This window comes from Kitasatospora sp. NPDC023385, assembly GCF_055664045.1.
On sequence record NZ_JBVOOL010000004.1, the window covers coordinates 361,302 to 386,487 of the forward strand.

Consider the following 25,186-nt stretch of genomic DNA (forward strand, 5'->3'; position numbering starts at 1 on the left):
GAGCACCGGGACGCGGGGCACCTTCGTATTCGTACGGCGTTCCGCGCGGCTGTACTGCGAGGCTGTTCCGTGCGGTTGTTCTGCGCGGCTGTTCCGCGCGCCGACCGTCAGATGGTCGCGGCGTCGATCACGAAGCGGAACCGGACGTCGCCGTCCAGCAGCCGCCGGTAGGCCTCGTTGATCTGGTCGGCCGGGATCAGCTCGATCTCCGCGGCGATCCCGTGCTCACCGCAGAAGTCCAGCATCTCCTGGGTCTCCGGCAGCCCGCCGATCATCGAACCGGCCAGCGAGCGGCGCCCGACGGCCAGCGGGTACGGGTGCAGGGTGACCGGCTTCTCCGGCATGCCGACCTGCACCAGGGTGCCGTCGGTGCGCAGCAGGCCGATGTACGCGCCCAGGTCGAGGTCGGCGGAGACGGTGTTGACGATCAGGTCGAAGCTGCCCGCCAGCTCGGTGAAGGTCGCGGGGTCGGAGGTGGCCCGGTAGTGGTCGGCGCCGAGCTTCAGACCGTCCTCGCGCTTGCGCAGCGACTGGCTGAGCACGGTGACCTCCGCGCCCATCGCGTGGGCGAGCTTCACCCCCAGGTGGCCGAGGCCGCCGAGACCGACGATCGCGACCTTCTTGCCCGGGCCCGCGCCCCAGTGGGCGAGCGGCGAGTACAGCGTGATGCCGGCGCACAGCAGCGGCGCGGCGGCGTCCAGCGGCAGGCTGTCGGGGATGCGCAGCGCGTACGCCTCGTCGACCACGAGCTCCGCGGAGTAGCCGCCGTACGTCGGCAGGCCGTCCTTGCCCGTGCTGTTGTAGGTGTAGACGACGCCGCCCTCGCCGGTGCAGTACTGCTGCAGGCCCGCACGGCAGTTGTCGCACTCCCGGCAGGAGTCGACGAAGCAGCCGACACCGACCCGGTCGCCGACCTTCCAGCGGGTGACGCCGGGGCCGACCTCGGCGACCACGCCGGCGATCTCGTGGCCCGGCACCATCGGGAAGATGCCGGTGCCCCAGTCCTCGCCGACCTGGTGGAGGTCGGAATGGCAGATGCCGGAGTACTTGATGTCGATCACGATGTCCTGCGCGCCGACGGCCCGCCGGCTGACCGTGGTCTTCGCCAGCGGGGCGTCGGGGTGCTGCGCCGCGTAGGCGGTGACGGTACGGGCGGTGCCCGGGCTGGCGGCGGTGCTCGTGGTGGTGCTCGGGGTGGTGCTCTGCGGCGTCTCGTTCGTCATGCCCCCAGCCTGCGGCGGGCCGATCCGGCCAGCCAGATCAAGGATCAACGTACGAAGCCGGGACGTACGAACCCGGGACGTACGGCCGCGGAACGTACGCACGGCAGTATCACCCTCGTGCGCACCCCCCGGCACCGGACCGCCCGCATACTGCAGTCATGGACCAGCGCACCGAACTCAGCGAGTTCCTCCGATCCCGCCGCGCCCGGCTGCGGCCCGAGGACGTGGGCCTGCCGGACACCGCGACCCGGCGCCGGGTGCCCGGCCTGCGCCGCGAGGAGTTGGCCCAGCTCGCCGGAGTGAGCACCGCCTACTACACCCGGCTCGAACAGGGCCACGGCGAGAGCGTCTCCACCGCCGTGCTGGACGCCATCGCCCGGGTCCTGCGGCTCACCCCCGCCGAGCGCGACCACCTCGGCCGGCTGACCAAGCCGCCGCGCCGCCGCCCCGGCCGGGCCGCCGCCCGGGTGCAACGGGTACGGCCGGAGCTGCAGCGGCTGCTGGACGCGATGGAGGGCGTGCCCGCGTACGTCATCGGCCGGCGCCTCGACATCATCGCCTGGAACCGGCTCGGCACCGCCCTGCTCGGCGACTTCGCGGCCATGCCGCCCGAGCAGCGCAACATCGCCTGGCACGTCTTCCTCGACCCGGGCGCCCACGAGCTGTACGTGGACTGGGAAGGCAAGGCCTCCGACATCGTCGGCATGCTGCGGCTGGACGCCGGACGCGACCCGGACGACCCCAGGCTCGCCTCGCTGATCGGCGAACTCTCCGTCAAGAGCGAGGAGTTCCGGAGCCTCTGGGCCACCCACAACATCCAGGACAAGGGCCACGGCACCAAGCGCCTGCACCACGCGGTGGTCGGCGGGCTCAGCCTGCAGTACGAGACCCTCCGCCCGACCGGGGACGCCGACCAGGTGCTGGTCGCCTACCACGCCGAGCCGGGCTCGACCTCGGCCGAATCGCTGCGCCTGCTGGCCAGTTGGGCGGCCACCGAGTTCCAGGCGGGGGTGTCCGAGGCGCGGGCCGAGTCCGCCGCCGAGCAGGCCCGGTAGCGCCCCGCCCAACAGCCGCCCCGGCCGGACCCACCGCAGTTCCCACCGCAGTTCCCACCGCCGAACCACCGCCGGACCCACCGCCGAGCGCTCCGCACCTACCGGCCGGTATGGTCGGGGCGGAACGGGTGGTCACCTGCCACACCGGCAGGCAGAGCAGAGGATCGGTGCGGCGGCGATGGAGTTTCGGGAAGACATCCTGGGTGCGCCCTACGAGGCGGCGGAGCTGGAACTGCGGGCCGACGCCGAGGGAACCGTGTGCGCGACGCTCGTGCGGCGGGTCGTCCCCGGCGCGAAGCGGGCGGTGCTCTACATCCACGGGTACAACGACTACTTCTTCCAGACCAACCTGGCCGACCACTACGCCGCGCTCGGGTTCTCCTTCTACGCCCTGGACCTGCGCAAGTACGGACGGTCGCTGCGGCCGCACCAGTCGCCGAACTTCGTCCGGGACCTCGTGGAGTACGACGAGGAGATCGACGAGGCGGTGCGGATCATCCGGGAGGTGGACGGCCACCGGCAGCTGCTGGTGAACGGGCACTCGACCGGCGGGCTGATCGGCGCGCTGTGGGCGGGGCGGCGGGCCGGCCGCGGACTGGTGGACGGACTGTTCCTGAACAGCCCGTTCCTGTCGATGCCGGCCGCGCCCGCGGTGCGGACGTTCGGCGCACCGGCCGTGCTGGCGATCGCGCGGCTCGCGCCGACCCGGGTGCTGCCCTCGACCCTCAACCCGCACTACACGCACAGCCTGCACAAGGACCACAAGGGCGAGTGGGACTTCGACCTCACCCTCAAGCGCGCCGAGGGCTTCCCGCTGTTCGCGGGCTGGCTCGCGGCGATCCACCAGGGACACCGCCGGTTGCGGCACGGACTGGGGATCGACGTGCCGGTACTGCTGATGGCCTCGACCAAGTCCATCACCACCACCAAGTGGCACAACGCCCTCCACCACGCCGACGGCGTGCTGCGCGCCGACGACATCGCCGCGCAGGGGCCGAAGCTCGGCCGGCACGTGACGATCGTGCGGATCGAAGGCGGCATGCACGACCTGGTGCTCTCCGCGGAGACGGCCCGGACCCAGGTGTTCGCCGAACTGGACCGCTGGCTGGCCGCGTATCTGGACGTGCCGTCCATCGACGACGTGCCGTCCGTGGACGACGTGCAGCCCGTCGAGGACGTGCCGTCCGTCGGGGAGAACGCGTGACGGACGAGCCGGCACCGGTCGGGCGACGGACCGACCTCGGCTTCGCCAAGCTCATGCCGGACCTCGACCGGGACGGCGGCTGGCTGCTCACCCTCGACGGCACCCCGCAGTCGTACGTCGACCTCGCCGACCCGACCCACCTCGAGTTCGAGTACACCCGGCGGCTCGGCCACCTCGCCGACGCGCTCGCCCCGGCCGGACGGCCACTGGACGCGCTGCACCTGGGCGGCGGCGCACTGACCCTGCCCCGCTACCTGGCCGCGACCCGGCCCGGCTCGCGGCAGCGGGTGGTGGAGGTCGACGGGCCGCTGCTGGACCTGGTCGCCGAGCACCTGCCCTGGCAGGGGCCCGGCGCGGACGTCACCGCGACGGTCGGCGACGCCCGGGCGGCACTCGCCGGCATCCCGGCGGGTTCGCAGGACCTGCTGATCGCGGACGTCTTCCGCGGCTCCCGCACCCCCGCCCACCTGACCTCGGTGGAATTCGTCGGCCTGGCCGCGGCCGTGCTGCGCGACGGCGGCTGCTACGCGGCGAATCTGGCGGACGGCCCGCCGCTGGCCTTCGCCAGGGCGCAGGCGGCAACGGTCCGGGCGGTGTTCCCGTACGTGTGCCTGGTGGCGGAGGCGTCGGTGCTGCGCGGGCGGCGGTACGGCAACGTGCTGCTGGCCGGCTCGACGGCGCCGCTGCCCACGGCGGAGCTGAGCCGGCTGTGCGCCGGCGACATCTTCCCGGCCCGACTGGTGGAGGGCGGCGACCTGGCGGCCCTGGTCGGCCGCACCGCCCCGGTCACGGACACGGACGCCACCGACTCCCCGCCCCCGCCCGACGGAGCCTTCACCCTCGGCTGAGCCGCGCCGGCCGAGCACGGCTCTGCGTCGGTCGCCCGCGGTCGGGAGCCCCGGAGTGTCGAGGCCGGGCCCGGAGCGGGACAGGCCGCGCGTCGGGCCGGGGCGTCGCACGGACGGGTGTCAGAATCGGCGGGTTCATGACTGACTGCGGAGCACGGCCTTGGCTCTCGATCAGCTCTCGATCTCGCTGCTCGTGGTTCCGCTGATCTTGATTCACCGCTCCTGAGGAGGCTCACGTGGTTTCTACCGAACCGTCCGCACCGCTGTCAGCCGAGCTGAGTGCCGTGCCCGAGACGGCGCTGTGGACGCTCTACCAGCGCGCCGTCGAGGCCCGTCGGCCGGATGCCGTGCTGCACGACCCGAAGGCCGTGGAGCTGGTCGAGCGGATCGACTTTCCGTTCGAGGAGCGGTTCGGCACCAGCGCCGTCCAGGCCCAGCTCCAGGCGCTGCGGGTGGCCTGCTTCGACCGCGAGGTGACGGACTTTCTGCTGCGGGAGCCGCGCGGCACCGTGGTCTGCCTGGGGGAGGGGCTGGAGACGCAGTACTGGCGGGTCGACAACGGCCGGGCCCACTGGCTCAGCGTGGACCTGCCCGAGTCGATCGCCCTGCGCGAGCGGCTGCTGCCGCCCGGCCCGCGACAGCGCTACCTGGCCGCCGATGCCATTGATCTCGGCTGGGCCGAGGAGGTGGACCGGGACCGCGCGGTGTTGGTCACCGCACAAGGCCTGCTCATGTACCTTCCGCCGGCCCGGGTGAAGGCCCTGATCGCAGGCTGCGCGGAGCGGTTCCCGGGCGGCTCGCTGGTACTCGACGCCGTGCCGCACTGGTTCAGTCGGCTCACCCTGAACGGGAAGATGCGTACGCACGACTACGTGCCGCCCCCGATGCCGTGGGCGATGGACGCGGGTGAGCGGGACAAGCTCCGGACCGCGAGCCCGGCGGTGACCACCGTGCGCGACGTCCGGCCGATTGGCGGGCGTGGGCTCGTCGGCGCCCTCCTGCCGCTGGTGCTGACCTTCCCGCCCCTGTCCACCCACCGCCCCTCGGTCACCGTCCTGGACTTCGCCGAGCGGCCCCACGGGTCGTAGACGCTGGAACGGCGGGCCGCCGCGCGCGGAGTCTGATCAATCAGGCCGGCGGCGTCTCGACCGACTCCGCTCACCACGCCACCTACAGGTCCTGTTTCCGGTTCTGATCCGAGGTGTGCGTGACTCCGGTTGACCTGAAGCGCACTTGAGGTTGCAAGCTTCTGGGCATGGACAACGAAGCGATGCAACGCCACCTGCGGGCCCTGACCGACCGCGCCGAGATCACCGATCTGATGGACCGCTACCTGCACTCCCTGGACGACGGGGTCTTCGACGAGGAATGGGCGCGCGCCTTCCATACCGAGAACGTCACCGCGGAGACGCCCATCGGCACCGTCCACGGCCGCGATGCCCTGTTGGCACGCATCCGACGCGGGATGGCACTGTTCGACCGGACCGTGCATCTGAGTACCAACGCCGTCATCGAAGTCAACGGCGACCAGGCCACTGTCCGCGGCGCCCAGCTGAGTACCCATGTTCTGGCGGACAGCGCGGACAGCGTCTTCGTCTCTGCCGGCCACACCGACACCGAACTGGTCAGGACAGCCGACGGCTGGCGGATCTCGGCCTCGTCGCTGCGTGTGGTCTGGACTCAGGGAACCCCGCCGCAGTTGCCGGACGAGTGGTCCCCAACAGCCGTGGTCTAGCGTCGCTTCAGTACATCTCCGATGCCGTCGGCGTCCCGCGCGATGAGCGGCTGGACCGTGCCGCACTGCGGCCTGGGAGGCTGGCATCGGCTTTGGCCGGCGGGCTACGGTGTGCAGCCAGGACTACCGGAACGGCATTGCGCCACACACGGATTGGTGACCCGGTGCTCTTCTGAGCGCCGTACGGGCCGGTGCCGGCCCGCTGTCGGATCGAGGATCCTGCGCTGCTGCGCGGGCTCCGCCTCCGTCGTGTTGGCCTCCTCAGCGATGTTCCGGAGCGGGTGCGGGCGGGGCAACCCGCCCCCACCAGCTCACCGGCTCACCGTGCGCGCAACCGGTCGAATGCCGACTGGCTCTCATCGTCCGCGGCGCGGCAGATCATCAACCGCTGGTCCGGATCCTGGAGGGGCACAAGCACTTCGAAGTGCACAGCGATCACACCGGCGCCCGGATGCCGCACCACCTTGCGTCCGCGGCCGTTGACCTTCACGTCTCGCTCGGCCCACAGTCGCGCGAATTCCTCGTTACGGGTGCTGCATTCGGTGATGAGGTCGGTCAACGCCCGGTCCTCCGGGTGCGTGGCCCACGCTGCGCGCAGGTGGGCGATTCCCTCCCGCACGACGCGCTCGCGGTCGACGTAGAGTTCGCGTATCTCCGGGTGTACCAGGCAGAGCCACATCGCATTGCGCTGCGCCGGCGGCAGGGTTTCGAAATCCAGCAGCAGCCCCGCCATTTCGCTGTTCCAGGCCAGGATGTCGTAGCGGTGGTTCATCAGCATGGCCGGCAGTGGTGACAGGTCGGCGACCAGCCGGGCCAGCGGCGGCGCCGCAGTGGTGGCGGGCTCGTCGGCGTTGCGGGGGCGCTGCTGGGCCAGATTGAAGAGGTAGGCGCGTTCGTCGGGGGCCAGGCGCAGCGCCCGGGCCAGCGCCTCCACCACGTTCGCTGAGGGCCGCAGTCCCCGGGCCTGTTCCAGCCGGACGACGTAGTCGGTGCTGACCCCGGCCAGTTCGGCGACCTCCTCGCGGCGCAGTCCTGGGGTCCGCCGGGCCTGCTGACGCGACGGCAGGCCGAAGTCGTCCGGGTTGAGGCGTTCGCGTCGGGTCCGCAGGAATGCGGCCAGCTCCTGTGCCGTGTCCACGGTGCGGGTCGTCATGTCCGGCCCAACAGGCAGGGTAGGACTGGTGTTCCCAGGAACTTCCTTCCCTTATCCCCGGCTCGCGGCGGTCAGAGACTTGTGCTCTACAACGGATCACAAGCACAGGAGGACACGATGTCGCTCACCCTCGACACCTACCGGCTGCTCGGCCGTTCCGGGCTGCGGGTCTCACCGCTGGCGCTGGGCGCGGCGACCTTCGGCACCGAGTGGGGCTGGGGTGCCGAGCAGGACGAGGCGCGCAGGCTGTTCGACCTCTACGTCGAGCGCGGCGGCAACTTCATCGACACCGCCAACACCTACACCGATGGCAGCTCTGAGCGCTTGCTGGGTGAATTCACCCGCGACAACCGCGAAAGCCTGGTGCTGGCGACGAAATACACCACGCTGCGCCGGCCCGGCGACCCGAATTCCGGGGGCCCGCACCGCAAGAGCCTTTTCGCGTCGGTGGAAGCCAGTCTGCGACAGCTGAACACGGACTACATCGATCTGCTGTACCTGCACGTGTGGGATTTCACGACACCGGTCGAGGAGATCCTGCGCGGCATGGACGATCTGGTCCGGCAGGGCAAGGTCCTGTACGTGGCGATCTCCAACGCCCCGGCCTGGCAGGTGTCGCGCATGCAGGCGATCGCCGACCTGCGCGGCTGGTCGCCGCTGGTCGCGCTGCAGATCGAATACAACCTGATCGAGCGCACCGGGGAACGTGACCTGATCCCCATGGCACGCGAGATGGGGTTGGGCGTGGTGCCGTACTCGCCACTGGCCGGCGGGGTGCTCACCGGCAAGTACAGCCGCGACGACCTGACCGCGGCGAACGCCGCGGTCGACGACGGCACCCGGAAGAACTTCAACATCGCCAACGGCGGGCTGACCGAACGCACCTTGGACATCGCCGATGTCGTGAAGGAGGTCGCCGCGGAGCTGGGCCGCACAACCGCCCAGGTCGGGTTGGCCTGGACCCTGAAGAACCCGGACGTGACGGCATCGCTCATCGGCGCCCGCACTCTCGCGCAACTGGAGGACAACCTGGGTGCCCTGGAGGTCGACTTCACGGCCTCCCAACTGGCCCGCCTCGACGAGGCCGGCGCGATCGAACTCGGCTTCCCGCACGACATGCTCGCCGGCGACAGGATGCGCGCGGTGACCCACGGCGACCTGAAGATCGAAACCCGCCGCTGACACCCGATACCGGGCCCCGGGGGGGCAGCACTGCTACTCCCGTCGGGTGATCACCGGCAGACCTCCGGCTCGGGTACGAGCACGAGGACGCGGGGAGGTCCGTGCGGCGGTGAGCGCCGCCCGTGGCCGAGGGCACTCCGGCCGTGGCAGGAACTTTGCCGAATCTTGAGGAAAAACGGGTCCGCCTGGAACCATGGCGTACGGCCGCACGTCGAAGTCGACGGGTGATCGGCCAGGGGGACGGGCCGCCCGGCACGTTACCCTCCCTGAGGGGGAGCGGCGTCGTGCCGCCATCGGACAAAGACTGCCGGGACCGGCCCGCGGCTCCACGGGGGCGCGGCCGGTCCCGTCCTGCCACGGAGGTACTGGCCTTGCACATCGACGCCTGGATCGAGGGCATTCCGCCGGTCGCGGTGTACGCCGTGGTCGGTCTGATCATCGGCATCGAATCGCTGGGCATTCCGCTGCCCGGCGAGATCGCCCTGGTCACGGCGTCCCTGATGGCGGTCAAGGGCGTGGTGAGCCCGTGGGGCGTCGCGGCCTGCGCGGTCGCCGGCGCGATCATCGGCGACTCGATCGGCTACTCGATCGGACGCAAGGGCGGCAAGCCGCTCTTCGAGAAGCTGGGACGCAAGTTCCCCAAGCACTTCGGCCCCTCGCACCTGGCCACCGCCGAGCGCTCGTTCCAGAAGTGGGGCATGTGGGCGGTCTTCTTCGGCCGGTTCATCGCCCTGCTGCGCATCTTCGCCGGTCCGCTGGCGGGCGCGCTGAAGATGCCGTACTGGAAGTTCCTGATCGCCAACGTGCTGGGCGGCGTCGTCTGGGCCGGCGGGACGACGCTGCTGGTCTACAAGGTGGGCAAGAGCATCGAGCCGTGGCTGGCCCGCTTCTCGTGGGCCGGACTGGCCGCGGCGATCGTGGTCGGGGCACTCTCGGCCTGGATCATGAAGCGCCGGGCCGCGAAGACGCACGCCAGGATCGAGGCGGAGGAGGCGGCTGCCGCCGCTGCCGCCACGGCCGCCGTCGCGGAGTGACGGAGCGCGGTTGACGGTCGTCCCGGAGCGCGGTTGACGGTCGTCCCGGAGCCATCGGGCCCTCGGAGTAGCATCGGCGGGGTACTTGCCGATCTTGCACTCTGGAGGGCCCGATGGCGTTGCAGGCGACGTGGGATGCCGTGGACGCGTACTTCACCGAACAGCTGGTCGGGCACGACCCGGTGTTGGAAGCCGCGACGGCCGCCGCCGCCGCGGCCGGGCTGCCGGAGATCGCGGTGGCCCCCAACCAGGGCAAGCTGCTGCACCTGCTGGCGCTGACGCAGGGCGCGAAGCGGATCCTGGAGGTCGGCACGCTCGGCGGTTACAGCGCGATCTGGCTGGCCCGGGCCCTGCCCGCCGACGGCACCCTGATCACCCTGGAGGTCGATCCCCGGCACGCCGAGGTGGCCCGCGCCAACCTGGCCGCCGCCGGGCTCGAGCAGGTCGCCGAGGTGCGGCTGGGCCGGGCCGCCGACTCGCTGGCGGCGCTGGTGGAGCAGGGCGTCGAGCCTTTCGACCTGGTCTTCATCGACGCGGACAAGCCGAGCAACCCCGCGTACTTCCGCCGGGCGCTCCAGCTGACCCGGCCGGGCTCGCTGATCATCGTCGACAACGTGGTCCGCGGCGGCGCCGTCGCCGACGCGGACAGCAGCGACCCCGCGGTGGTCGGCACCCGGGCCCTGCACGAGCTGATCGCGGCCGAGCCGAAGGTCACCGCGACCTCGGTGCAGACGGTCGGCAGCAAGGGCTACGACGGCTTCACACTCGCCCGCGTCCAGGGTTGAGATACCGGCTACGGCCGGGACACCAGACGTAGCCGACACGCCGGACGTAGCCGACACCCGGCACGTGGCTGACGCACCAGGCACAGCCGTGGCACCAGGCACACGAGGAACGGAGACATCGTGCGGATCGGACTGCTGGGCACCGGCCCCTGGGCGGAGCGGGTGCACGCGCCCGTGCTGGCCGAGCATCCCGGGCTGGAGTTCACCGGCGTCTGGGGCCGCCGCCCGGAGGCGGCCGAGGCGCTGGGCGCCGCGCACGGCGTGCCCGGGTACGCGGACCTCGACCGGCTGCTGGCCGACGTCGACGCGGTCTCCATCGCCCTGCCGCCGACCGTGCAGGCGGGCCTCGCGGTGCGGGCCGCCGAGGCCGGCTGCCACCTGCTGCTGGACAAGCCGGTCGCGCTGACCGTGCCGGACGCCCGGGCCGTGGCCGCGGCGGTGCGGGAGCACGAGGTCGCCTCGGTGGTGTTCTTCACGGTGCGCTTCGGCGGCCCGCAGATCCCGTGGATCGAGGAGCAGGCGGCGCTGGGCGGCTGGTACACCGGCCGCTCGGACTGGCTCGGCTCGGTGTTCGCGCCGGGCAGCGCCAGCCCGTACGCGGCCTCGCCGTGGCGGCAGGAGAAGGGTTCGCTGTGGGACGTCGGCCCGCACGCGCTGTCCGTGCTGCTCCCGGTGCTGGGCGACGTGACGCAGGTGACGGCGGTGGCCGGCCCGCTGGACGCCGTGCACCTGGTGCTGCGGCACGCCGGTGGCGCGTCCAGCACGCTCGCGCTCAGCCTGACCGCGCCGAGCGCGGCGGGCGGGACGGGCATGGAACTGCGCGGCGAGCACGGCGTGGTGCACCTGCCGGAGCGCGGCGAGGGGCCGCTCGCCGCCCTGCACCGGGCGCTGGACGCCCTGCGGGCCGCCGCGGCCTCCGGCGAGCCGCACGCGTGCGGGGCGGACTTCGGCCTGCGGGTGGTGGAGGTCCTCGCGGCGGCCGAGCACTCGCTGGCCGCCGGCGGTCCGGTGGCGGTGTGAGGCCCTGAGGCCCTGAGGCGCTGACGCCCTGAGGCGCCAGGATCCGGGGCCGGCCCGGGGCCGCCCCCGGGTCGTCGTCAGCGCGGCGGCAGGGGCGGCTGGGCGGCGTCCGGTCGGCGGTCGGCGGGGCGGGTCGGCGGGATGGTGGCCGCGTGGAAGTCCCGCGGGCCGGTCCAGAGGGCGGGGACGGCGTCGCTGCGGCGGGCCAGTTCGTACGCCACGGCCTCGTAGTTGACGCGCCAGCCGTGGAAGTGCGGCCAGGCCTCCTCGACCGGGCGTTCGCGGGGGAAGCCGGCCGCGGTGATCATCGCGACGGCGCCCAGGTACTCGGCGTAGGTCAGCCGGATCGGGACGTCCGGGTCGGGGTCCGGGTCGAAGTGGATGCGCAGCGAGCGGGCGATGTCGCGCATCGCGGTGAACCCGGCGCGGAGCACCAGGCGGGCCTCGGGCGGGGCCGAGCGCGGGCACAGGGCGAGGTGCAGGGCGGCGGCGTCCAGCACGGCGATCAGGCCGACCACCCAGCTGCGGTTCGGCTGGGGGGAGCGGAAGGAGAGCAGCACCGGGTAGTTGGAGTGGCTCTCCCCGATGTCGGCGGCCAGGCGTTCCCAGTCCCGGTAGAGCTGGGGGAGTGCGGTCTCAGTGTCCACCAGGGACTGCCGGGCCAGCAGTTCGGGGCCCCACGCGGGTTCGCCGGCCCGGGACTGCAGCAGCGTCACCTCGGTCTCACGGCGCTGGTAGGCGGCGTACAGGGTGGGCAGGTAGGAGATCTGCAGGGCGATCACCAGCGGGCCGCTGGCCGCGGCCATGAAGTCGATCGCGGACAGCTGCAGCCGCTCGCCGCTCGCGAAGCCCAGGGTGAAGAGGCTGGAGCCGGCCTCGCGGATGGCGATCGTCCAGCCGAACCCCGACGTGCCGTGCAGCAGCAGGGTGTAGGCGAGCAGCATCCCGCCGAGCCACATGCCGAGCATGCCCAGCAGGACCAGCGGAGCCAGCCACGTGAGCGCCCGGTCCTGCGCGCGGTAGCCGCCGAAGGGCGTGGCGGAGAGCCGCAGCACGGCCCGTAGCACCGCCCAGAGCCGGTTGACCAGGGACGAGTAGAGCCCGCGCGGGACGACCAGCGTGCGCAGGATGCTGCCGACGATCAGCAGGAGCAGCAGTGCGCCGAGCGCGGTGTGGATCAACCTCATGGCGCCATTGTGGCGGTCGCGGGGGCCGCCGCGGCGCCGGGCGGCCGTCGGCGCCGGGCGCGGCGGCGGTCGTCAGCCGCGGTATGACCATGATCACACCGCTTGCGTGCCCTCCTGGCCCGGCCCCGATCGCATCTATCTGTTCGAGAGGACTGTTGCGCGAGCGAAATCGGAGACCGGACTGTGCGTGCACACCGAGCTGGCGGGGCCGAGGGGGAGTCGCCCGGACGCCGACGATGGCGTCCGTTGCGGCGGATCGACTACCCGCGCGGCGGGCGGCGCGGGGTCCGGCGGTGGCTCCCGTCCTGGCGTCAGCTACTCCTGGTGGCGGGGGTCGGGGCGGTGGCGCTGACGGGGACGGCGGCGTGGTTCTTCACGATCACCAAGGTGCCGGAGGACCTGAACGCCTTCGCCACCCAGCAGAACAACGTCTACTTCTGGGCCGACGGCACCGAGATGGCGCGGATCGGCCCGACCAACCGGCAGGAGGTGCCGCTCGGCCAGGTGCCGGAGCCGGTGCGGTGGGCCGTGCTGGCCGCCGAGAACGAGACCTTCTACGAGGACCCGGGGATCTCCGTGACGGGCATCGGCCGGGCGGCCTCCTCGATGCTCTCGGGCGGTGACACCCAGGGCGGCTCGACCATCACCCAGCAGTACGTCAAGAACGCCTACCTGAACCAGCGTCAGGACATGTCCCGCAAGCTCAGCGAGATGGTCATCGCGATCAAGCTGGACCGGCGGACGGACAAGGACGACATCCTGGCCGGTTACCTCAACACCAGCTGGTTCGGGCGCGGCAGTTACGGCATCGAACGCGCCGCGGCGGCGTACTACGGCAAGGACGTCTCGCAGCTCGACCCGAGCGAAGGGGCCTTCCTGGCCGCCCTGTTGAAGGGAGCCGGGCAGTACGACCCGGCGCTGAGCCCGGAGAACCACCGGCGGGCCGAGGAGCGGTGGTCCTGGATCCTGAAGCGGATGGTGGAGGTCGGCAAGCTCTCCGCCGCCGAACGCGCGCGCTACACGGTGTTCCCCGAGCCCAGGCCCCAGCCGAAGTCGGCGGGGCTGGGCGGCCAGGTCGGGTACCTGGTGGACATGGCCCGGTCCTACGTGGAGAGCCACAGCGACATCACACCGGCCCAGTTGGACCTCGGCGGCTACCAGATCCGCACCACCTTCGAGAAGCCGAAGGTCGACGCCCTGGCCGCCGCCGTCCAGGAGTCCACCAAGGGACTCGACCCCGGCAGCCGCGAAGCCGACCGGCTGCTGAAGGTCGGCGCCGCCTCGGTGGCCCTCGACGGGCGGATCGTCGCGCTCCACGGCGGCCCCGACTACCTCAAGCAGGGCTTCAACAACGCCAACACCTCGTCGGTGCCGATCGGTTCGGCCTTCACCCCGCTGGTCTACGCCGCCGGGCTCGGCCAGGGGGTGCAGCGCGAGCGCGGCGGCAGCCGGACCCCGGTGACGCCCACCACCACGTACGACGGCGACAACGGGGTGAAGGTGATGACCCCCGAAGGGCCGTACTGGGGACGCGACGGGAAGATCGTGAAGACCGCGAACGACGGTGGGCGCGACTGGGGCCCGGTCACCCTGAGGAGCGCGGTCGAGCAGTCCGTCAACGGGCCGATGGTGCAACTCGGCATGGACGTCGGCCTGGACCGGGTCCAGAAGACCGCCGCGGACCTCGGCCTGCTCCCGGGCAGCATGGGCGACCTGGTGCCCGCGTTCGGGGCCGGCAACTCCACGCCGAGCGCGATCAGGACCGCGGACGCGTACACCGCCTTCGCCGCGGGAGGCAGCCGCACCGACCCGTACTCGGTGCTCGGCGTCAGCCGCAACGGCGCGCAGCTCGGGCTGCGGCTGCCGACCGCCGTGCAGGCGCTGACCCCGGCGGTCGCGGGGGAGGTGGACGCGGCGCTCAAGGGCGCGGTCCGCGACGGGAGCGCCAGGGCGGCGGCGGAGGCGGGCCCGGCCGTGGCGGCGAAGTCCGGTACGACGGCGGATCGGACGGCGGGCTGGTCCGTCGGCTACGACGGGGGGATGGCCACGGCGGTCACCGTCTTCCGGGCGGACCTGAAGGACATGAAGCTGCTCTCGCTGGAGGGCGTGGGCGGGGCCGCCCCGGACACCCCGGACTCGGCGCTGCCGACCCGGATCTGGACCGCCTACACGAAGGCGGCCGGTGGGCGGTAGGCCGGGCGCGGCCGCGCGGCCCGCCACGCCACGGACCGCCCGGCTGCCCTCACTTGACCAGGCGCGACCAGTCGGCGGGCTGCCCGGGATCCAGTCGGCGCAGTTGGTCGAGCACCTTCGGATCCTGGGCGTCCAGCCAGTCGGCGACCTGGCGGAACGAGACGCAGCGGACGCCGTCGCGCTTGCACACGCTCTTCATCACGTCCTCGACGGCCTGCATGTAGATGCCGCCGTTCCAGTCCTCGAAGTGGTTGCCGATGAAGAGCGGGGCGCGGCTGCCGTTGTAGACGCGCTCGAAGCCGGCGAGGTAGCCGTCCCGGGTCGCCTTCTCCCACGTGTCGTACTTCTTCGGGTCGCCTTTGGTGCTGTCCTTGGACTGGTTGGCGAGGAAGTTGAAGTCCATCGAGAGCACCTGGCTCGACGTGCCCGGGTAGGGCAGCAGCTGGAGCGGGAAGTTCCAGAGGCCGTCCTTCCTGGCGGGCCAGACCTGGAACTCGCCCGGCGAGCTGGCGTCGTAGCGGAAACCCGCGGCCTTCTCGGCCGCGAGCAGGTTCTTCTGGCCCTCCAGGCAGGGGGCGCGCCCGCCGACCAGCTCCTTGGTGTAGTCGAAGGGGAGCGGCGGGAGGTCCTTGAAGCCGGTGTTGGTCTTCCAGTTGGTGACGAAGGAGACCGCCTGGTCGAGCTCGCTCCGCCACTCCTCGGTGCTCCACTCGCCACCACCCTTGGCCTCGCAGAAGTGCCCGTTGAAGTGGGTGCCGATCTCGTTGCCGTCCTGCCAGGCCAGGCGCAGCTGCTCCAGGGTGGCCTTGATGTGGCTGTCGGTGGCGAAGTCGATGGCGGCGGCGCCGGCGTCGTGCTGCGGGGGGTGGTAGAGGGTGCGCTTGGACTTCGGCAGGGTGTAGATGCCGCTCAGGAAGAACGTCATCCGGGCGTTGTTCTCCGCACCGAGCTTGCGGAAACGGGAGAACAGGTGGTCGTCGCCTTCGAGGGCCCCGTCCCAGGAGAAGACGACGAACTGTGGCGGCTTCTCGCCGGGTTTCAGCTTCTCGGGCCTGGGCTGGGCCGGCTGGGGGCCGGTGTCGGAGGTGGAGCCGTCGCCGAGCACCTTGACCTGGCCGTCCCAGGTGGGGGTCGGCGTGGGGGCGGGGGTGGGGCTTTCGGTGTCGGACGGTGTGCCGGTCGGGCCGGGGGCGGGGCTCGCGGGGGTGGTGCCGGCGGCGGTGGGTCTGCCCGGCGAGTCGGGGCCTCCCGTGGTCAGGACGAGGGCCGCGACGACCCCCACCGCGAGCAGTCCGGTCGTGCCGCGAGCAAACCGCACCATACCTCCACAAATCGCCCTGCAGTTCGACCATTAGAACACCTTGGTCGATGCTCGTGGGGGTGATGAACGTTTCGTCGATCGCGCTGAACCACCGTGCCAGCGGACCGCGTTGAAGGGTGTGCGGGCTGCCGCGGCCGACGCCGGGGCGACTGTGGGCGCGTGCGACTGCTGGCCCCGTGCGGATGCTCAGCGGTCGTGCGTCGTCTCCGCGTCCACCCAGTCCAGGTAGGCGGTCGAGCCGGTGACCACCGGAACGCCGACGATTTCCGGTGTCTCGTAGGAGTGCAGTTCGGCGATGCGCGCCGCCAGCCGCTCGGCGAGCCCGGCCCGGGTCTTCAGGTCGATGCGCCACTCCGCGGAGTCCCGGACCTCGCCGTCCCACCAGTAGACGGACCGGACGGCGTACACCTGCGCACAGGCCGCAAGCCGGTCACGCACCACCGCCGAGGCCAGGTCGCGGGCCTTCGTCTCGTCGTCGTGCGTCGTGGTCACCACGATGAAGTCACGGTTCGTCATGCCCCGAACGCTACCGGCGCCACCGGCCGCGGCCCTGAGCCGCGGAGCGACCGCCCTCGCAGGCCCCCCCGCTGACGTGATCGACATCACGAGGCCGGACCGAAACCTTGCCCACGCCAAGCCGGTCGAGCTGCCGATGCCCGGCCGACTGCCCCCGCGCGAGTACGTCGAGGACCACCCGAGCGTCGCCAAGGTGACCACCGAGTTGGCGCGCGTGCCCCCCAAGGTCTTCAACAAGGTCTGGGACTACCTGAAGGCGGTCCCGGGTGGCGGGATCAGCATCGGCCCCAGGCCTGTCACGGAGCTTCCGGGAGGCTTCGACCTCGCGGGCGTCAGGCCGGTGGGAGGAAGCGTGCCTGCGGACGAGGTGCCCGGAATGTACCGGCCGGACCAGCGCCGGCTCCTCGTCGATTCAAGTGCCGACGAGCGCAGCAGCGTTGCCGTCCACGAGTTCGGGCACGCGGTCGACGAGGCCTACGGATTCAAGAGCCGCCAGCCGGAGTGGCAGCATGTGCAACAGCAGGTCCTGGACCGGATCGGCGGCAATCCGAAGCTGGACGGGTACACCCGCCAGCCGCACGAGTTCTTCGCCGAGGCATTCAATTTCTGGACCGCCAAGAAGCTGACGAAGTTCACGTTCGGCGACCGCGAGGCCGCGAAGATACTGAAGGAGTACTTTGAGCGAGCATTCTGAGAGCTACGAGGTCACCGGGAACCCGATGCTCGACGCGGACGGCGCCACCATCTGGCAGCGGTACGGCGGGAAGGCCCCGGAGGGGTACTTCTACGACGGGTGGCACAAGATCGAACCGGGGGATCCCCGCTACGACGAACTGCTTCCACGGGCGCGGCAGAATCCGCGCGAGGCGGATGACGGCGACGACCTCGACGACGACCTGGACGACCTGGACGACCTGGACGACGACGAGGGGGAGAGCACGGTGCACCCCGAGACGTTGGCCATGCTGATGGACATGCAGCGGAAGACGCGGGAGCGGGGCTCGGGCCGGTAGTACGGCCAGGGTCGCGGCCGACACCACCCGAACGACCCCTGAGCCGGTCCGGCTCGGGGGTCGGGTCGTCGACGGGAGGATTGACAGGAGGGGTGACGCGGCTGAATGCTAAGCAAGCGCTTAGTCAATGCCCGTCGACTCCAGGAGCCGCCCGATGGCCGACACCCCCGCCGACCCGCCCGGCCTGGACCTGGGCCGACTCCGTTCCCACCTGCGGCGCGAACTGCCCGGCACCGTCCAGGGACCGCTGCGGGCCGACCTCATCGAGGGCGGCCGCTCCAACCTCACGTACGTCCTCACCGACGGCACCTCCCGCTGGGTGCTGCGCCGGCCCCCGCTCGGCCATGTGCTCGCCACCGCGCACGACATGGGGCGCGAGTACCGGGTGATGTCGGCCCTGCGCGGCACCGGAGTACCGGTCCCCCGCATGCTGCTGATCGACCAGGGCGACGACGTCCTCGGCGCCCCCTGGTACCTCATGGAGCACGTCACCGGCACCGCGCACCGGGACGCCGCCCCGCTCGCCGCCCTCGGGGAACAGCGCGTCCAGGCGCTCGGCCACCGACTGGTCGACACCCTGGCCGCCCTGCACCGGATCGACCCCGCCGCCGTGGGCCTGGCGGACTTCGGGCGGCCCGACGGCTACCTCGAGCGCCAACTGCGCCGCTGGTCCCAGCAGCTCGCCGCCTCCCGCAGCCGCGACCTGCCCCAGCTCGACCGGCTCCACGCGCTGCTCACCGAGCGGCTGCCCGCCTCGCCCGCGCCCGCCCTCGTGCACGGCGACTACCGGCTGGACAACGTGCTGGTCGACGAAGGCGACGACATCGCCGCCGTCCTGGACTGGGAGATGTCCACCCTCGGCGACCCGCTCACCGACATCGGCCTCCTGGTGATGTACACCGAGCTCGCCGGAGTCGGCGGCGGCATCATCCCCTCCGCCATGACCGCCCCCGGCTTCCCGAAGCCCGACGAGATCGTCTCCCGGTACGCCGGGACGACCGGACGGCAAGCGGCAGACCTGGACTGGTACGTGGCCTTCGCGTCGTTCAAGCTCGCCGCCGTCGCCGAAGGCATCCACTTCCGGTTCCAGCAGGGCCGCACCCTCGGCGCGGGCTTCGAGCGCGCGGGCGAGATGGCCCCCGTCCTCGCCCGGCACGGCCTGGCCACCCTCAAGGAGAACTGACCGATGGACTTCGCGTACGACGCCCGGACCGAACGACTCCGCGATCAGCTGCTGGCGTTCATGGACGAGCACGTCCACCCCGCCGAGCCCGTCCTCGCCGCGCAGCTCGCCGACCCGGCCCGCGCGCCCTGGGCCGTCCCCCCGGTCGTCGCCGACCTGCAGGCCGAAGCCCGCAAGCAGGGCCTGTGGAACCTCTTCCTCGCCGACCGGGACAGCACCCCGGGCGGGCCCGGGGCCGGCCTCACCAACCTGCAGTACGCCCCGCTCGCCGAGATCACCGGCCGCAGCCCGCAGTTGGCCCCGCCCGCGCTCAACTGCGCCGCCCCCGACACCGGCAACATGGAACTGCTGGCCCAGTTCGGCAGCGCCGAGCAGCGCGAACAGTGGCTGCGCCCCCTCCTCGACGCCGAGATCCGCTCCGCGTTCGCGATGACCGAGCCCGAGGTGGCCTCCTCGGACGCCACCAACATCGCCACCCGGATCGAGCGGCACGGCGACGAGTACGTGATCAACGGCCACAAGTGGTACATCACCGGGGCGATGAACCCGGACTGCAGACTCCTCATCGTGATGGGACAGACCGATCCCACCGCCGAACCGCACCGCCGGCAGAGCATGGTGCTCGTCCCGCGCGACACCCCCGGCGTCACCGTCAAGCGCGGCATGACGGTCTTCGGCTACGACGACGCCGACCACGGCGGCCACGCCGAGGTGCTGTTCGAGGACGTCCGCGTCCCGGTCTCCCACCTGATCGGCGAGGAGGGCAGCGGCTTCGCCATCGCCCAGGCCCGGCTCGGCCCGGGCCGGATCCACCACTGCATGCGCGCGATCGGCATCGCCGAACGGGCACTGGAGCTGATGTGCCGCCGGGCGAGCGAGCGGATCGCCTTCGGCAGGCCGCTCGCCGAGCAGGGAGTGGTCCAGGACTGGATCGCCGAGTCCCGCGTCCGGATCGAGCAGCTGCGGCTGCTGGTGCTCAAGACCGCCTGGCTGATGGACACCGTCGGCAACCGCGGCGCGCACACCGAGATCCAGGCGATCAAGATCGCCACCCCGCGCACCGTCGAATGGATCCTGGACAAGGCCGTCCAGGCCCACGGCGCCGCCGGCGTCAGCCAGGACACCCCGCTCGCCCAACTCTGGGCCGGCAACCGCACCCTGCGGCTGGCCGACGGCCCCGACGAGGTGCACAAGCGCTCGCTGGCCCGCCGGGAGCTGAGGCGCTACCGCTAGGACGAGGACGGCCGAGGACGCTCGAGGGTGCGTCCGTGGGACCGGACGTAGCTGACCCTAGGGGCGTCATACCCGGGTAGTCAGGGCTGATTGGCTCCCGGGTATGACGGCTCCGGGCCGCCCCCGCCCGTAGTGTCCTGCATGTTCGATCGACCGGATCGACCAGCGCGAGGAGAGACAACATGGGCAGTGGGGGACAGGCCGTGGCTGCGGTCCTGCTGGCGGCGACGGCGGTGCTGGGCACGGTCGGCGCGCCGGGAGCGGTGGCGGTGGAGGGCGGGAGTGCCGGGCAGCAGGCGCGGGCGTGGCTGCCGGAACCCACCGGGCCGTACCCGATCGGGACGACCGCGCTGCACCTGACCGACGTCGCCCGGGAGGACCCCTGGCAGCCCGGGCACCGGCGCGAGCTGATGATCAGCCTCTGGTACCCGACCTCCCGCCCGGCCGGCCCGGCCGACCGCGCACCGTACATGGAGCCCGCCGCCGGGGCGCACTTCGGCAGCGCCGACGGCCTCGCCAAGGTCAACTACGGCACCGAGCCGGGCGCCACCGACTGGTCCGGCATCCGCACCCACGCCCGCCAGGACGCCCCGGCGCTGCCCGGCGGCCGGCGCCCGGTGGTGCTGTACTCGCCCGGCCTCGGCGACCCGCGGACCTGGGGGACGGCGCTCGTCGAGGACCTGGCCTCGCGCGGCTACGTCGTGGTCACCGTCGACCACACCTACGAGGCCTCCGAAGTCGCCTTCCCGGGCGGCGGCCTGGCCGCCTCCGCGTTCCCCGGCATGCTCGGCCAACCGGACCTCGACATCGGCGCCGTGCTGCGCAAGGCCCTCGGCACCCGGGTCGACGACACCCGCTTCGTGCTGGACCAGCTCCCCGGGCTGGGCGGACGGCCCGGCCTGCCGGCCGGTGTGGCCGGCGCGCTCGACCTCGACCGGATCGGCATGGTCGGCCACTCGGCGGGCGGCTTCACCGCACTCCAGACCATGCACGACGACCCGCGCATCGCCGCCGCGATCAACCTGGACGGCCAACTGCACTTCCCCGGCCCGGACGGCCACACCGGAGTCTTCCTGCCGAGCCTCGCCGAGGACGGCCTGGACCGCCCCTTCCTGCTCATGGGCAGCGGGAGCGACGACTCGGGGAGCTACCGCCGGCAGCCCGGCTGGAACGCGCTGTGGCAGCACAGCACCGGCTGGCACGCCGACGTCACCCTCACCGGTTCCCGCCACGGGTCGTACACCGACGCCCAGTCCCTGCTGCCCCAGCTCGCCCGGCAGGGCTCGCTCGGCGCGGAGCAGCTGCGCGGGGACGTCGGCGACATTCGCCCCGGCCGCGCGGAGCTCGCCACCCGCGCGTACGTCGCCTCGTTCTTCGACCGCTGGCTGCGCGGGCACGACGACCGGCTGCTGGACGGGCCTTCGCCGCGTTTCCCGGAAATGGCGTACGAGGGTTAGTAGTCCGGGCGGTGCCGGGTGGAGTCCCGGCGCCGCCCCTTTTCCGGCCGAGCCGAGGTCAGGGGCCTGCGGGGAGCGATGAATGCCCGTCAGGGAACGCCAATTCGCGGGGGTGGCAAGCGGATTCAGGAACAGAATTCGGGTTCGTATTCAGTTAATGGCTACGCGCGTTGATCCCATCTCATCGACGCGGCTTGACCTGCCTGGACTCCCTCCTTAATCAATCCTTACCCTTTGCCGTTGACCGCTGTTCATCAGCTCTGCTTTCCTTCATGCCCAGCAGGCGAAAAGAACCGACGGGCAGTCAATTCCGGGTGTGCGGAAGAATTCCGACCGGAACCGACGCCCGCCGGAATTCCCCGCCGGCCCTTCCCCACAAAGGGATCGTCCGCGGCCCCCAAACCGCAGGGCGATCGGCAGAAGAGAGGCACCCTCACCCATGGGTCACTCACCCAGGATCCGACGCGCGAAGTACGCCGCGCTCACCGGCATAGCGTCGCTCGCGCTCGCCGCCGCCGGCCTGGCCGGCGCCGCCGGCCCGGCCTCCGCACAGGACATCTCCAGCTCGCAGGGCAGCACCGGCAGCGAGTTCAACCCCTGGAGCCCGCAGAGCGGACACCCGTACCGGCACGGCGCCGTACCGGGCATGTCCCAGCACGAGAACTACAAGAAGTGGCTCGCCGCCCACAACCAGGCCGCAGCCACCGGCCAGCAGACGCTGTCCTACGGCGGCGGCGTCGACGGCATCGGCGTGCAGAGCGGGCACTCCAAGGTCTATCTGGTGTTCTACGGCAACCAGTGGGGCTCGCAGACCACCGACGCCAACGGCAACGCGAAGTTCTCGGGCGACTCGGCGGGTGCGGCCGGCGCCGCCCAGCAGATGTTCAAGGGCATCGGCACCAACAGTGAGACCTGGTCGGCCGACCTGACGCAGTGGTGCGACGGCCCCGCCGTCGCCACCGGCGCCGTGAGCTGCCCGTCCAACGCCAACTTCATCCCGTACCAGAGCGGCGGCGTCCTGTCCGGCGTCTGGTACGACAACGCGGCCGCCTCGCCGAGCCAGGCCAGCGGCAACCAGCTCGGCCAGGAGGCGGTCAAGGCCGCCGGCCACTTCGGCAACACCACCGCCGCCTCCAACCGGGACGCGTACTACATCGTGCTGTCCCCGCACGGCACCAACCCGGACGACTACCAGAACCCCAGCACCGGGTACTGCGCCTGGCACGACTGGAACGGTGACACCACCCTCACCGGCGGTGCGGCGAACTCGCCCTACGGCGACATCGCGTTCTCCAACCAGCCCTACAACGTCGACGCGGGTGCCAACTGCGGCGTCGGATTCGTCAACTCGCCCGGCACGCTCGACGGTTGGACGATGACCCTCGGCCACGAGTGGCACGAGATGATGTCCGACCAGAACCCGGCCGGCGGCTGGACCAACCACGTCTCGGGCAGCAGCTACAACGGCCAGGAGAACTCCGACGAGTGCGCCTGGATCAAGCCCGGCAGCACCGGCGGCGCCGCCAACATCTCCTTCGGCGGCTTCGGCTCCTACGCCGAGCAGGCCAGCTGGTCCAACGACACCAACTCCTGCGCGATCTCGCACGCCATCCTGACCCACGGCAACACGGTCACCGTCACGAACCCGGGCAACCAGAGCGGCACCGTCGGCACCGCGGCCAGCCTGCAGGTCCACGCCACCGACTCCGCCTCCGGCCAGACCCTCAGCTACTCGGCCACCGGCCTGCCGGCCGGCCTGACGATCAACGCCACGACCGGCCTGATCTCCGGCACCCCGACCGCCGCCGGCACCTCCGGCGTCACCGTCACCGCGACCGACACCACCGGCGCCACCGGCAGCACCAGCTTCAGCTGGACCGAGTCCACCAGCGGCGGCGGCGGTAACGCCGTCACCAACGGCGGCTTCGAGAACGGCAACCTGACCGGCTGGACCGCCGCCGGCACCACCTCCGCCACCACCGCCGCCGCCCACAGCGGCAGCTACGGCGCCATGGTCGGCTCCGCCAACCCGACCGGGGACTCCTCGCTCGCCCAGACCTTCACCGCGCCCACCGGCTCCACCAAGGTGTCCTTCTGGTACAGCAACACCTGCAACGACACCGTCACCTACGACTGGGCCACCGCCACCCTGAAGGACAACACCACCGGCACGACCACCACGGTCCTCGCCAAGACCTGCACGACCACCGGCACCTGGACCAACAAGACGGCCACCGTCACCCCGGGCCACTCCTACACCCTCACCCTGAGCAACCACGACGACAACTACGCGGGTGACCCGACCTACACCTACTACGACGACGTGACCGTCTCCTGACGACCAGCACGCCGAACGCACCGGGGTGGGCCCAGCGGCCCGCCCCGGTGCCGTCTTTCCGCCCGAAGGGGATCCGATCCGGCCGCCGGTACGTCGAATCGGCATCGCCCGCACACCGGCACTGCCCGCACTTCGGCACCGCTCGAACACCGGCAAAGGAACCACTGTGAACCCGAGAAGAACCGCCACCCTGGCACTGGCCGCCGCCCTCCTCACCCTGACCGGCTGCGCCTCCACCGGGACGAGCCCGTCGGCGACCGCCCCCACCCCGGCCGCCACCACCCCCACCCCGGCTACGGCCACGGTGGACGAACACGCCGACCACACCACCGTGAAGGTCTCCGTCGGCTCGACCGTCTCCGTCGGCCTCCACAGCACCTACTGGTCCGCCGCGACCAGTTCCGCCCCCGACGTCGTCGCCCCCGCCGGCACCCCTACCACCGCCCCGTCCCCCTCCTGCCGCCCCGGCGGCGGCTGCGGCACCGTCACGACCTCCTTCACCGCCCACACCCCCGGCACCGCCCACCTCACCGCCACCCGCACCACCTGCGGCGAAGCCCTCAACTGCCCGCCCGAGCAGCGCAGCTACGACGTCACCGTGGAAGTCACCGGCTGACGCCCGGAATTCCCGGGGCGTGTCCGACAGTGCCCGCCAGGCGCGGCCGTCCTCCGCCCTGCGGTGCACGCACCCGACGCCGCGCCCCGATCCGACGCGCTCGTACTGGAGCGGCTGCGCGGGCGCGAGGGCGTCGTCGCCGGCTCGCGCACCCCGGAGAGGGCGCCGGCGGGCACACCGCCCCGGCTGGTGGACTTCGACCGGCCGGAGACCCTGGCGGAGGCCTTCGCCGGGGTGCGGACCCTGCTGCTGATCTCGGCCGGCGCCGCCGAGGACGACGTGGTGATCGCCCGGCACGGCGCGGCGATCGAGGCGGCGGAACGGGCGGGCGTCGAGCACGTCGTCTACACCAGCCTGTCCGGGGACGGTGACCACCTGCCGTACGCGCTCGCCCACCGCTGGACCGAGCGGCGGCTGCGCGACTCGGCGACCCTGCGGTGGACGGTGCTGCGCAACGGGCTGTACGCCGAGTTCCTGGGCGCGATCGCCGCGCCCGGCCCGGACGGGGTGATCACCGCCCCGCTCGGCGCGGGGAAGCTGGCGGCGGTGGCCCGGGCGGACCTCGCCGAGGTGGCGGCCGCCGTCGCGCTGGACCCGGGCGCGCACGCGGGCCGGACGTACGAGCTGGTGGGGGAGCGGGCCGTGGGCGGCGCCGAGATCGCCGAGGCGATCGGCGCCGAGTACCAGCCCGGGACACTGACCGGGACGCGGACGGCGGTCGCGGCGTCCGGCACGCTCGCGGACTTCCAGGTGCCGATGACGGTCGGCACCTACTCGGCGATCGCGCACGGCTTCCTCGCCGGGCCGGGCGGCCCGGGCGACCTCACGGCGCTGCTCGGCCGCCCGCCCCGCCCGGCCCTGGAGGTCATCGCGGGGCGTTAGCCTCCGCA

Annotated in this window: 23 protein-coding genes; 18 read left to right on the plus strand and 5 right to left on the minus strand. The window is 72.1% G+C overall.

Going from position 1 to position 25,186, the window contains the following annotated elements:
* Positions 1-107: 107 nt before the first annotated feature.
* Positions 108-1,223: an NAD(P)-dependent alcohol dehydrogenase gene (locus AC0B61_RS09475; RefSeq protein WP_471740036.1), complete on the minus strand. Its 1,116-nt coding sequence runs from the start codon at positions 1,221-1,223 to the stop codon at positions 108-110.
* Positions 1,224-1,381: 158 nt separating this feature from the next.
* Here AC0B61_RS09475 and AC0B61_RS09480 point away from each other — a divergent pair, with 158 nt between their 5' ends.
* The 5 genes from AC0B61_RS09480 (at position 1,382) to AC0B61_RS09500 (ending at position 6,065) form a co-directional block, all read left to right on the plus strand.
* Entirely contained in the window at positions 1,382-2,278 is an 897-nt protein-coding gene (locus tag AC0B61_RS09480; RefSeq protein ID WP_471740038.1) for a helix-turn-helix domain-containing protein, read from the plus strand.
* A gap of 178 nt (positions 2,279-2,456) precedes the next feature.
* Positions 2,457-3,482, plus strand: coding sequence for an alpha/beta hydrolase (locus AC0B61_RS09485; RefSeq protein ID WP_471740039.1), 1,026 nt, complete (start codon positions 2,457-2,459; stop codon positions 3,480-3,482).
* Between the two features lie 53 nt (positions 3,483-3,535).
* Positions 3,536-4,330, plus strand: coding sequence for a spermidine synthase (locus AC0B61_RS09490; protein ID WP_471740110.1), 795 nt, complete (start codon positions 3,536-3,538; stop codon positions 4,328-4,330).
* 236 nt (positions 4,331-4,566) lie between these two features.
* Positions 4,567-5,418, plus strand: a complete 852-nt coding sequence (locus AC0B61_RS09495; RefSeq protein WP_471740040.1) for a class I SAM-dependent methyltransferase — start codon at positions 4,567-4,569, stop codon at positions 5,416-5,418.
* Between the two features lie 167 nt (positions 5,419-5,585).
* Complete coding sequence (locus tag AC0B61_RS09500) at positions 5,586-6,065, plus strand: nuclear transport factor 2 family protein (protein ID WP_471740041.1); 480 nt, start codon at positions 5,586-5,588, stop codon at positions 6,063-6,065.
* A 319-nt stretch (positions 6,066-6,384) separates the two neighbouring features.
* Here AC0B61_RS09500 and AC0B61_RS09505 read toward each other — a convergent pair whose 3' ends face one another.
* Positions 6,385-7,218: a helix-turn-helix transcriptional regulator gene (locus AC0B61_RS09505; protein ID WP_471740042.1), complete on the minus strand. Its 834-nt coding sequence runs from the start codon at positions 7,216-7,218 to the stop codon at positions 6,385-6,387.
* 117 nt (positions 7,219-7,335) lie between these two features.
* Here AC0B61_RS09505 and AC0B61_RS09510 point away from each other — a divergent pair, with 117 nt between their 5' ends.
* The 4 genes from AC0B61_RS09510 to AC0B61_RS09525 all read left to right on the plus strand — a co-directional run bounded on the left by AC0B61_RS09510 (position 7,336) and on the right by AC0B61_RS09525 (position 11,239).
* On the plus strand, positions 7,336-8,400 hold the full coding sequence (locus AC0B61_RS09510; RefSeq protein ID WP_471740043.1) for an aldo/keto reductase: 1,065 nt from the start codon (positions 7,336-7,338) through the stop codon (positions 8,398-8,400).
* 371 nt (positions 8,401-8,771) lie between these two features.
* Complete coding sequence (locus AC0B61_RS09515) at positions 8,772-9,434, plus strand: DedA family protein (protein ID WP_471740044.1); 663 nt, start codon at positions 8,772-8,774, stop codon at positions 9,432-9,434.
* A gap of 113 nt (positions 9,435-9,547) precedes the next feature.
* Complete coding sequence (locus AC0B61_RS09520) at positions 9,548-10,219, plus strand: O-methyltransferase (protein ID WP_471740045.1); 672 nt, start codon at positions 9,548-9,550, stop codon at positions 10,217-10,219.
* A gap of 120 nt (positions 10,220-10,339) precedes the next feature.
* Entirely contained in the window at positions 10,340-11,239 is a 900-nt protein-coding gene (locus AC0B61_RS09525) for a Gfo/Idh/MocA family protein (RefSeq protein ID WP_471740046.1), read from the plus strand.
* A 77-nt stretch (positions 11,240-11,316) separates the two neighbouring features.
* Here AC0B61_RS09525 and AC0B61_RS09530 read toward each other — a convergent pair whose 3' ends face one another.
* Positions 11,317-12,426, minus strand: coding sequence for a hypothetical protein (locus tag AC0B61_RS09530; RefSeq protein ID WP_471740047.1), 1,110 nt, complete (start codon positions 12,424-12,426; stop codon positions 11,317-11,319).
* 324 nt (positions 12,427-12,750) lie between these two features.
* Here AC0B61_RS09530 and AC0B61_RS09535 point away from each other — a divergent pair, with 324 nt between their 5' ends.
* Entirely contained in the window at positions 12,751-14,619 is a 1,869-nt protein-coding gene (locus AC0B61_RS09535; RefSeq protein WP_471740048.1) for a transglycosylase domain-containing protein, read from the plus strand.
* Between the two features lie 49 nt (positions 14,620-14,668).
* Here AC0B61_RS09535 and AC0B61_RS09540 read toward each other — a convergent pair whose 3' ends face one another.
* Positions 14,669-15,940 (minus strand): polysaccharide deacetylase family protein, encoded by a 1,272-nt coding sequence (locus tag AC0B61_RS09540; RefSeq protein WP_471740049.1) that lies wholly within the window; start codon positions 15,938-15,940, stop codon positions 14,669-14,671.
* Between the two features lie 186 nt (positions 15,941-16,126).
* The gene (gene cutA / locus AC0B61_RS09545; protein WP_471740050.1) at positions 16,127-16,456 is read right to left on the minus strand and encodes a divalent-cation tolerance protein CutA; all 330 of its coding nucleotides are present in this window, start codon (positions 16,454-16,456) and stop codon (positions 16,127-16,129) included.
* Positions 16,457-16,532: 76 nt separating this feature from the next.
* Between cutA and AC0B61_RS09550 the strand changes: the two genes are divergently transcribed.
* From AC0B61_RS09550 to AC0B61_RS09585, 8 genes are all read left to right on the plus strand, one after another.
* Complete coding sequence (locus AC0B61_RS09550) at positions 16,533-17,150, plus strand: anthrax toxin lethal factor-related metalloendopeptidase (RefSeq protein ID WP_471740051.1); 618 nt, start codon at positions 16,533-16,535, stop codon at positions 17,148-17,150.
* The gene (locus AC0B61_RS09555; protein ID WP_471740052.1) at positions 17,134-17,469 is read left to right on the plus strand and encodes a hypothetical protein; all 336 of its coding nucleotides are present in this window, start codon (positions 17,134-17,136) and stop codon (positions 17,467-17,469) included. Before AC0B61_RS09550 ends, AC0B61_RS09555 begins: the two co-directional genes overlap by 17 nt.
* A gap of 154 nt (positions 17,470-17,623) precedes the next feature.
* Positions 17,624-18,652, plus strand: coding sequence for a phosphotransferase family protein (locus tag AC0B61_RS09560; protein ID WP_471740053.1), 1,029 nt, complete (start codon positions 17,624-17,626; stop codon positions 18,650-18,652).
* 3 nt (positions 18,653-18,655) lie between these two features.
* The gene (locus tag AC0B61_RS09565; RefSeq protein ID WP_471740054.1) at positions 18,656-19,885 is read left to right on the plus strand and encodes an acyl-CoA dehydrogenase family protein; all 1,230 of its coding nucleotides are present in this window, start codon (positions 18,656-18,658) and stop codon (positions 19,883-19,885) included.
* 182 nt (positions 19,886-20,067) lie between these two features.
* Positions 20,068-21,342: an alpha/beta hydrolase family protein gene (locus AC0B61_RS09570; RefSeq protein WP_471740055.1), complete on the plus strand. Its 1,275-nt coding sequence runs from the start codon at positions 20,068-20,070 to the stop codon at positions 21,340-21,342.
* Positions 21,343-21,781: 439 nt separating this feature from the next.
* A complete protein-coding gene (locus AC0B61_RS09575) occupies positions 21,782-23,680 on the plus strand; it encodes a putative Ig domain-containing protein (RefSeq protein ID WP_471740056.1) in 1,899 nt (632 codons plus the stop codon).
* A 166-nt stretch (positions 23,681-23,846) separates the two neighbouring features.
* Positions 23,847-24,296 (plus strand): hypothetical protein, encoded by a 450-nt coding sequence (locus tag AC0B61_RS09580; RefSeq protein WP_471740057.1) that lies wholly within the window; start codon positions 23,847-23,849, stop codon positions 24,294-24,296.
* Between the two features lie 63 nt (positions 24,297-24,359).
* A complete protein-coding gene (locus tag AC0B61_RS09585; RefSeq protein WP_471740058.1) occupies positions 24,360-25,178 on the plus strand; it encodes an NAD(P)H-binding protein in 819 nt (272 codons plus the stop codon).
* The last annotated feature ends 8 nt before the right edge of the window (positions 25,179-25,186 follow it).

Excerpts from the sequence above, each read along its gene's own strand:
- AC0B61_RS09475 (WP_471740036.1), bottom strand. The coding sequence starts at position 1,223 with ATGACGAACGAGACGCCGCAGAGCACCACCCCGAGCACCACCACGAGC.
- AC0B61_RS09480 (WP_471740038.1), top strand. The coding sequence starts at position 1,382 with ATGGACCAGCGCACCGAACTCAGCGAGTTCCTCCGATCCCGCCGCGCC.
- AC0B61_RS09485 (WP_471740039.1), top strand. The coding sequence starts at position 2,457 with ATGGAGTTTCGGGAAGACATCCTGGGTGCGCCCTACGAGGCGGCGGAG.
- AC0B61_RS09490 (WP_471740110.1), top strand. The coding sequence starts at position 3,536 with ATGCCGGACCTCGACCGGGACGGCGGCTGGCTGCTCACCCTCGACGGC.
- AC0B61_RS09500 (WP_471740041.1), top strand. The coding sequence starts at position 5,586 with ATGGACAACGAAGCGATGCAACGCCACCTGCGGGCCCTGACCGACCGC.
- AC0B61_RS09505 (WP_471740042.1), bottom strand. The coding sequence starts at position 7,218 with ATGACGACCCGCACCGTGGACACGGCACAGGAGCTGGCCGCATTCCTG.
- AC0B61_RS09510 (WP_471740043.1), top strand. The coding sequence starts at position 7,336 with ATGTCGCTCACCCTCGACACCTACCGGCTGCTCGGCCGTTCCGGGCTG.
- AC0B61_RS09520 (WP_471740045.1), top strand. The coding sequence starts at position 9,548 with ATGGCGTTGCAGGCGACGTGGGATGCCGTGGACGCGTACTTCACCGAA.
- AC0B61_RS09530 (WP_471740047.1), bottom strand. The coding sequence starts at position 12,426 with ATGAGGTTGATCCACACCGCGCTCGGCGCACTGCTGCTCCTGCTGATC.
- AC0B61_RS09540 (WP_471740049.1), bottom strand. The coding sequence starts at position 15,940 with ATGGTGCGGTTTGCTCGCGGCACGACCGGACTGCTCGCGGTGGGGGTC.
- cutA (WP_471740050.1), bottom strand. The coding sequence starts at position 16,456 with ATGACGAACCGTGACTTCATCGTGGTGACCACGACGCACGACGACGAG.
- AC0B61_RS09560 (WP_471740053.1), top strand. The coding sequence starts at position 17,624 with ATGGCCGACACCCCCGCCGACCCGCCCGGCCTGGACCTGGGCCGACTC.
- AC0B61_RS09565 (WP_471740054.1), top strand. The coding sequence starts at position 18,656 with ATGGACTTCGCGTACGACGCCCGGACCGAACGACTCCGCGATCAGCTG.
- AC0B61_RS09570 (WP_471740055.1), top strand. The coding sequence starts at position 20,068 with ATGGGCAGTGGGGGACAGGCCGTGGCTGCGGTCCTGCTGGCGGCGACG.
- AC0B61_RS09575 (WP_471740056.1), top strand. The coding sequence starts at position 21,782 with ATGGGTCACTCACCCAGGATCCGACGCGCGAAGTACGCCGCGCTCACC.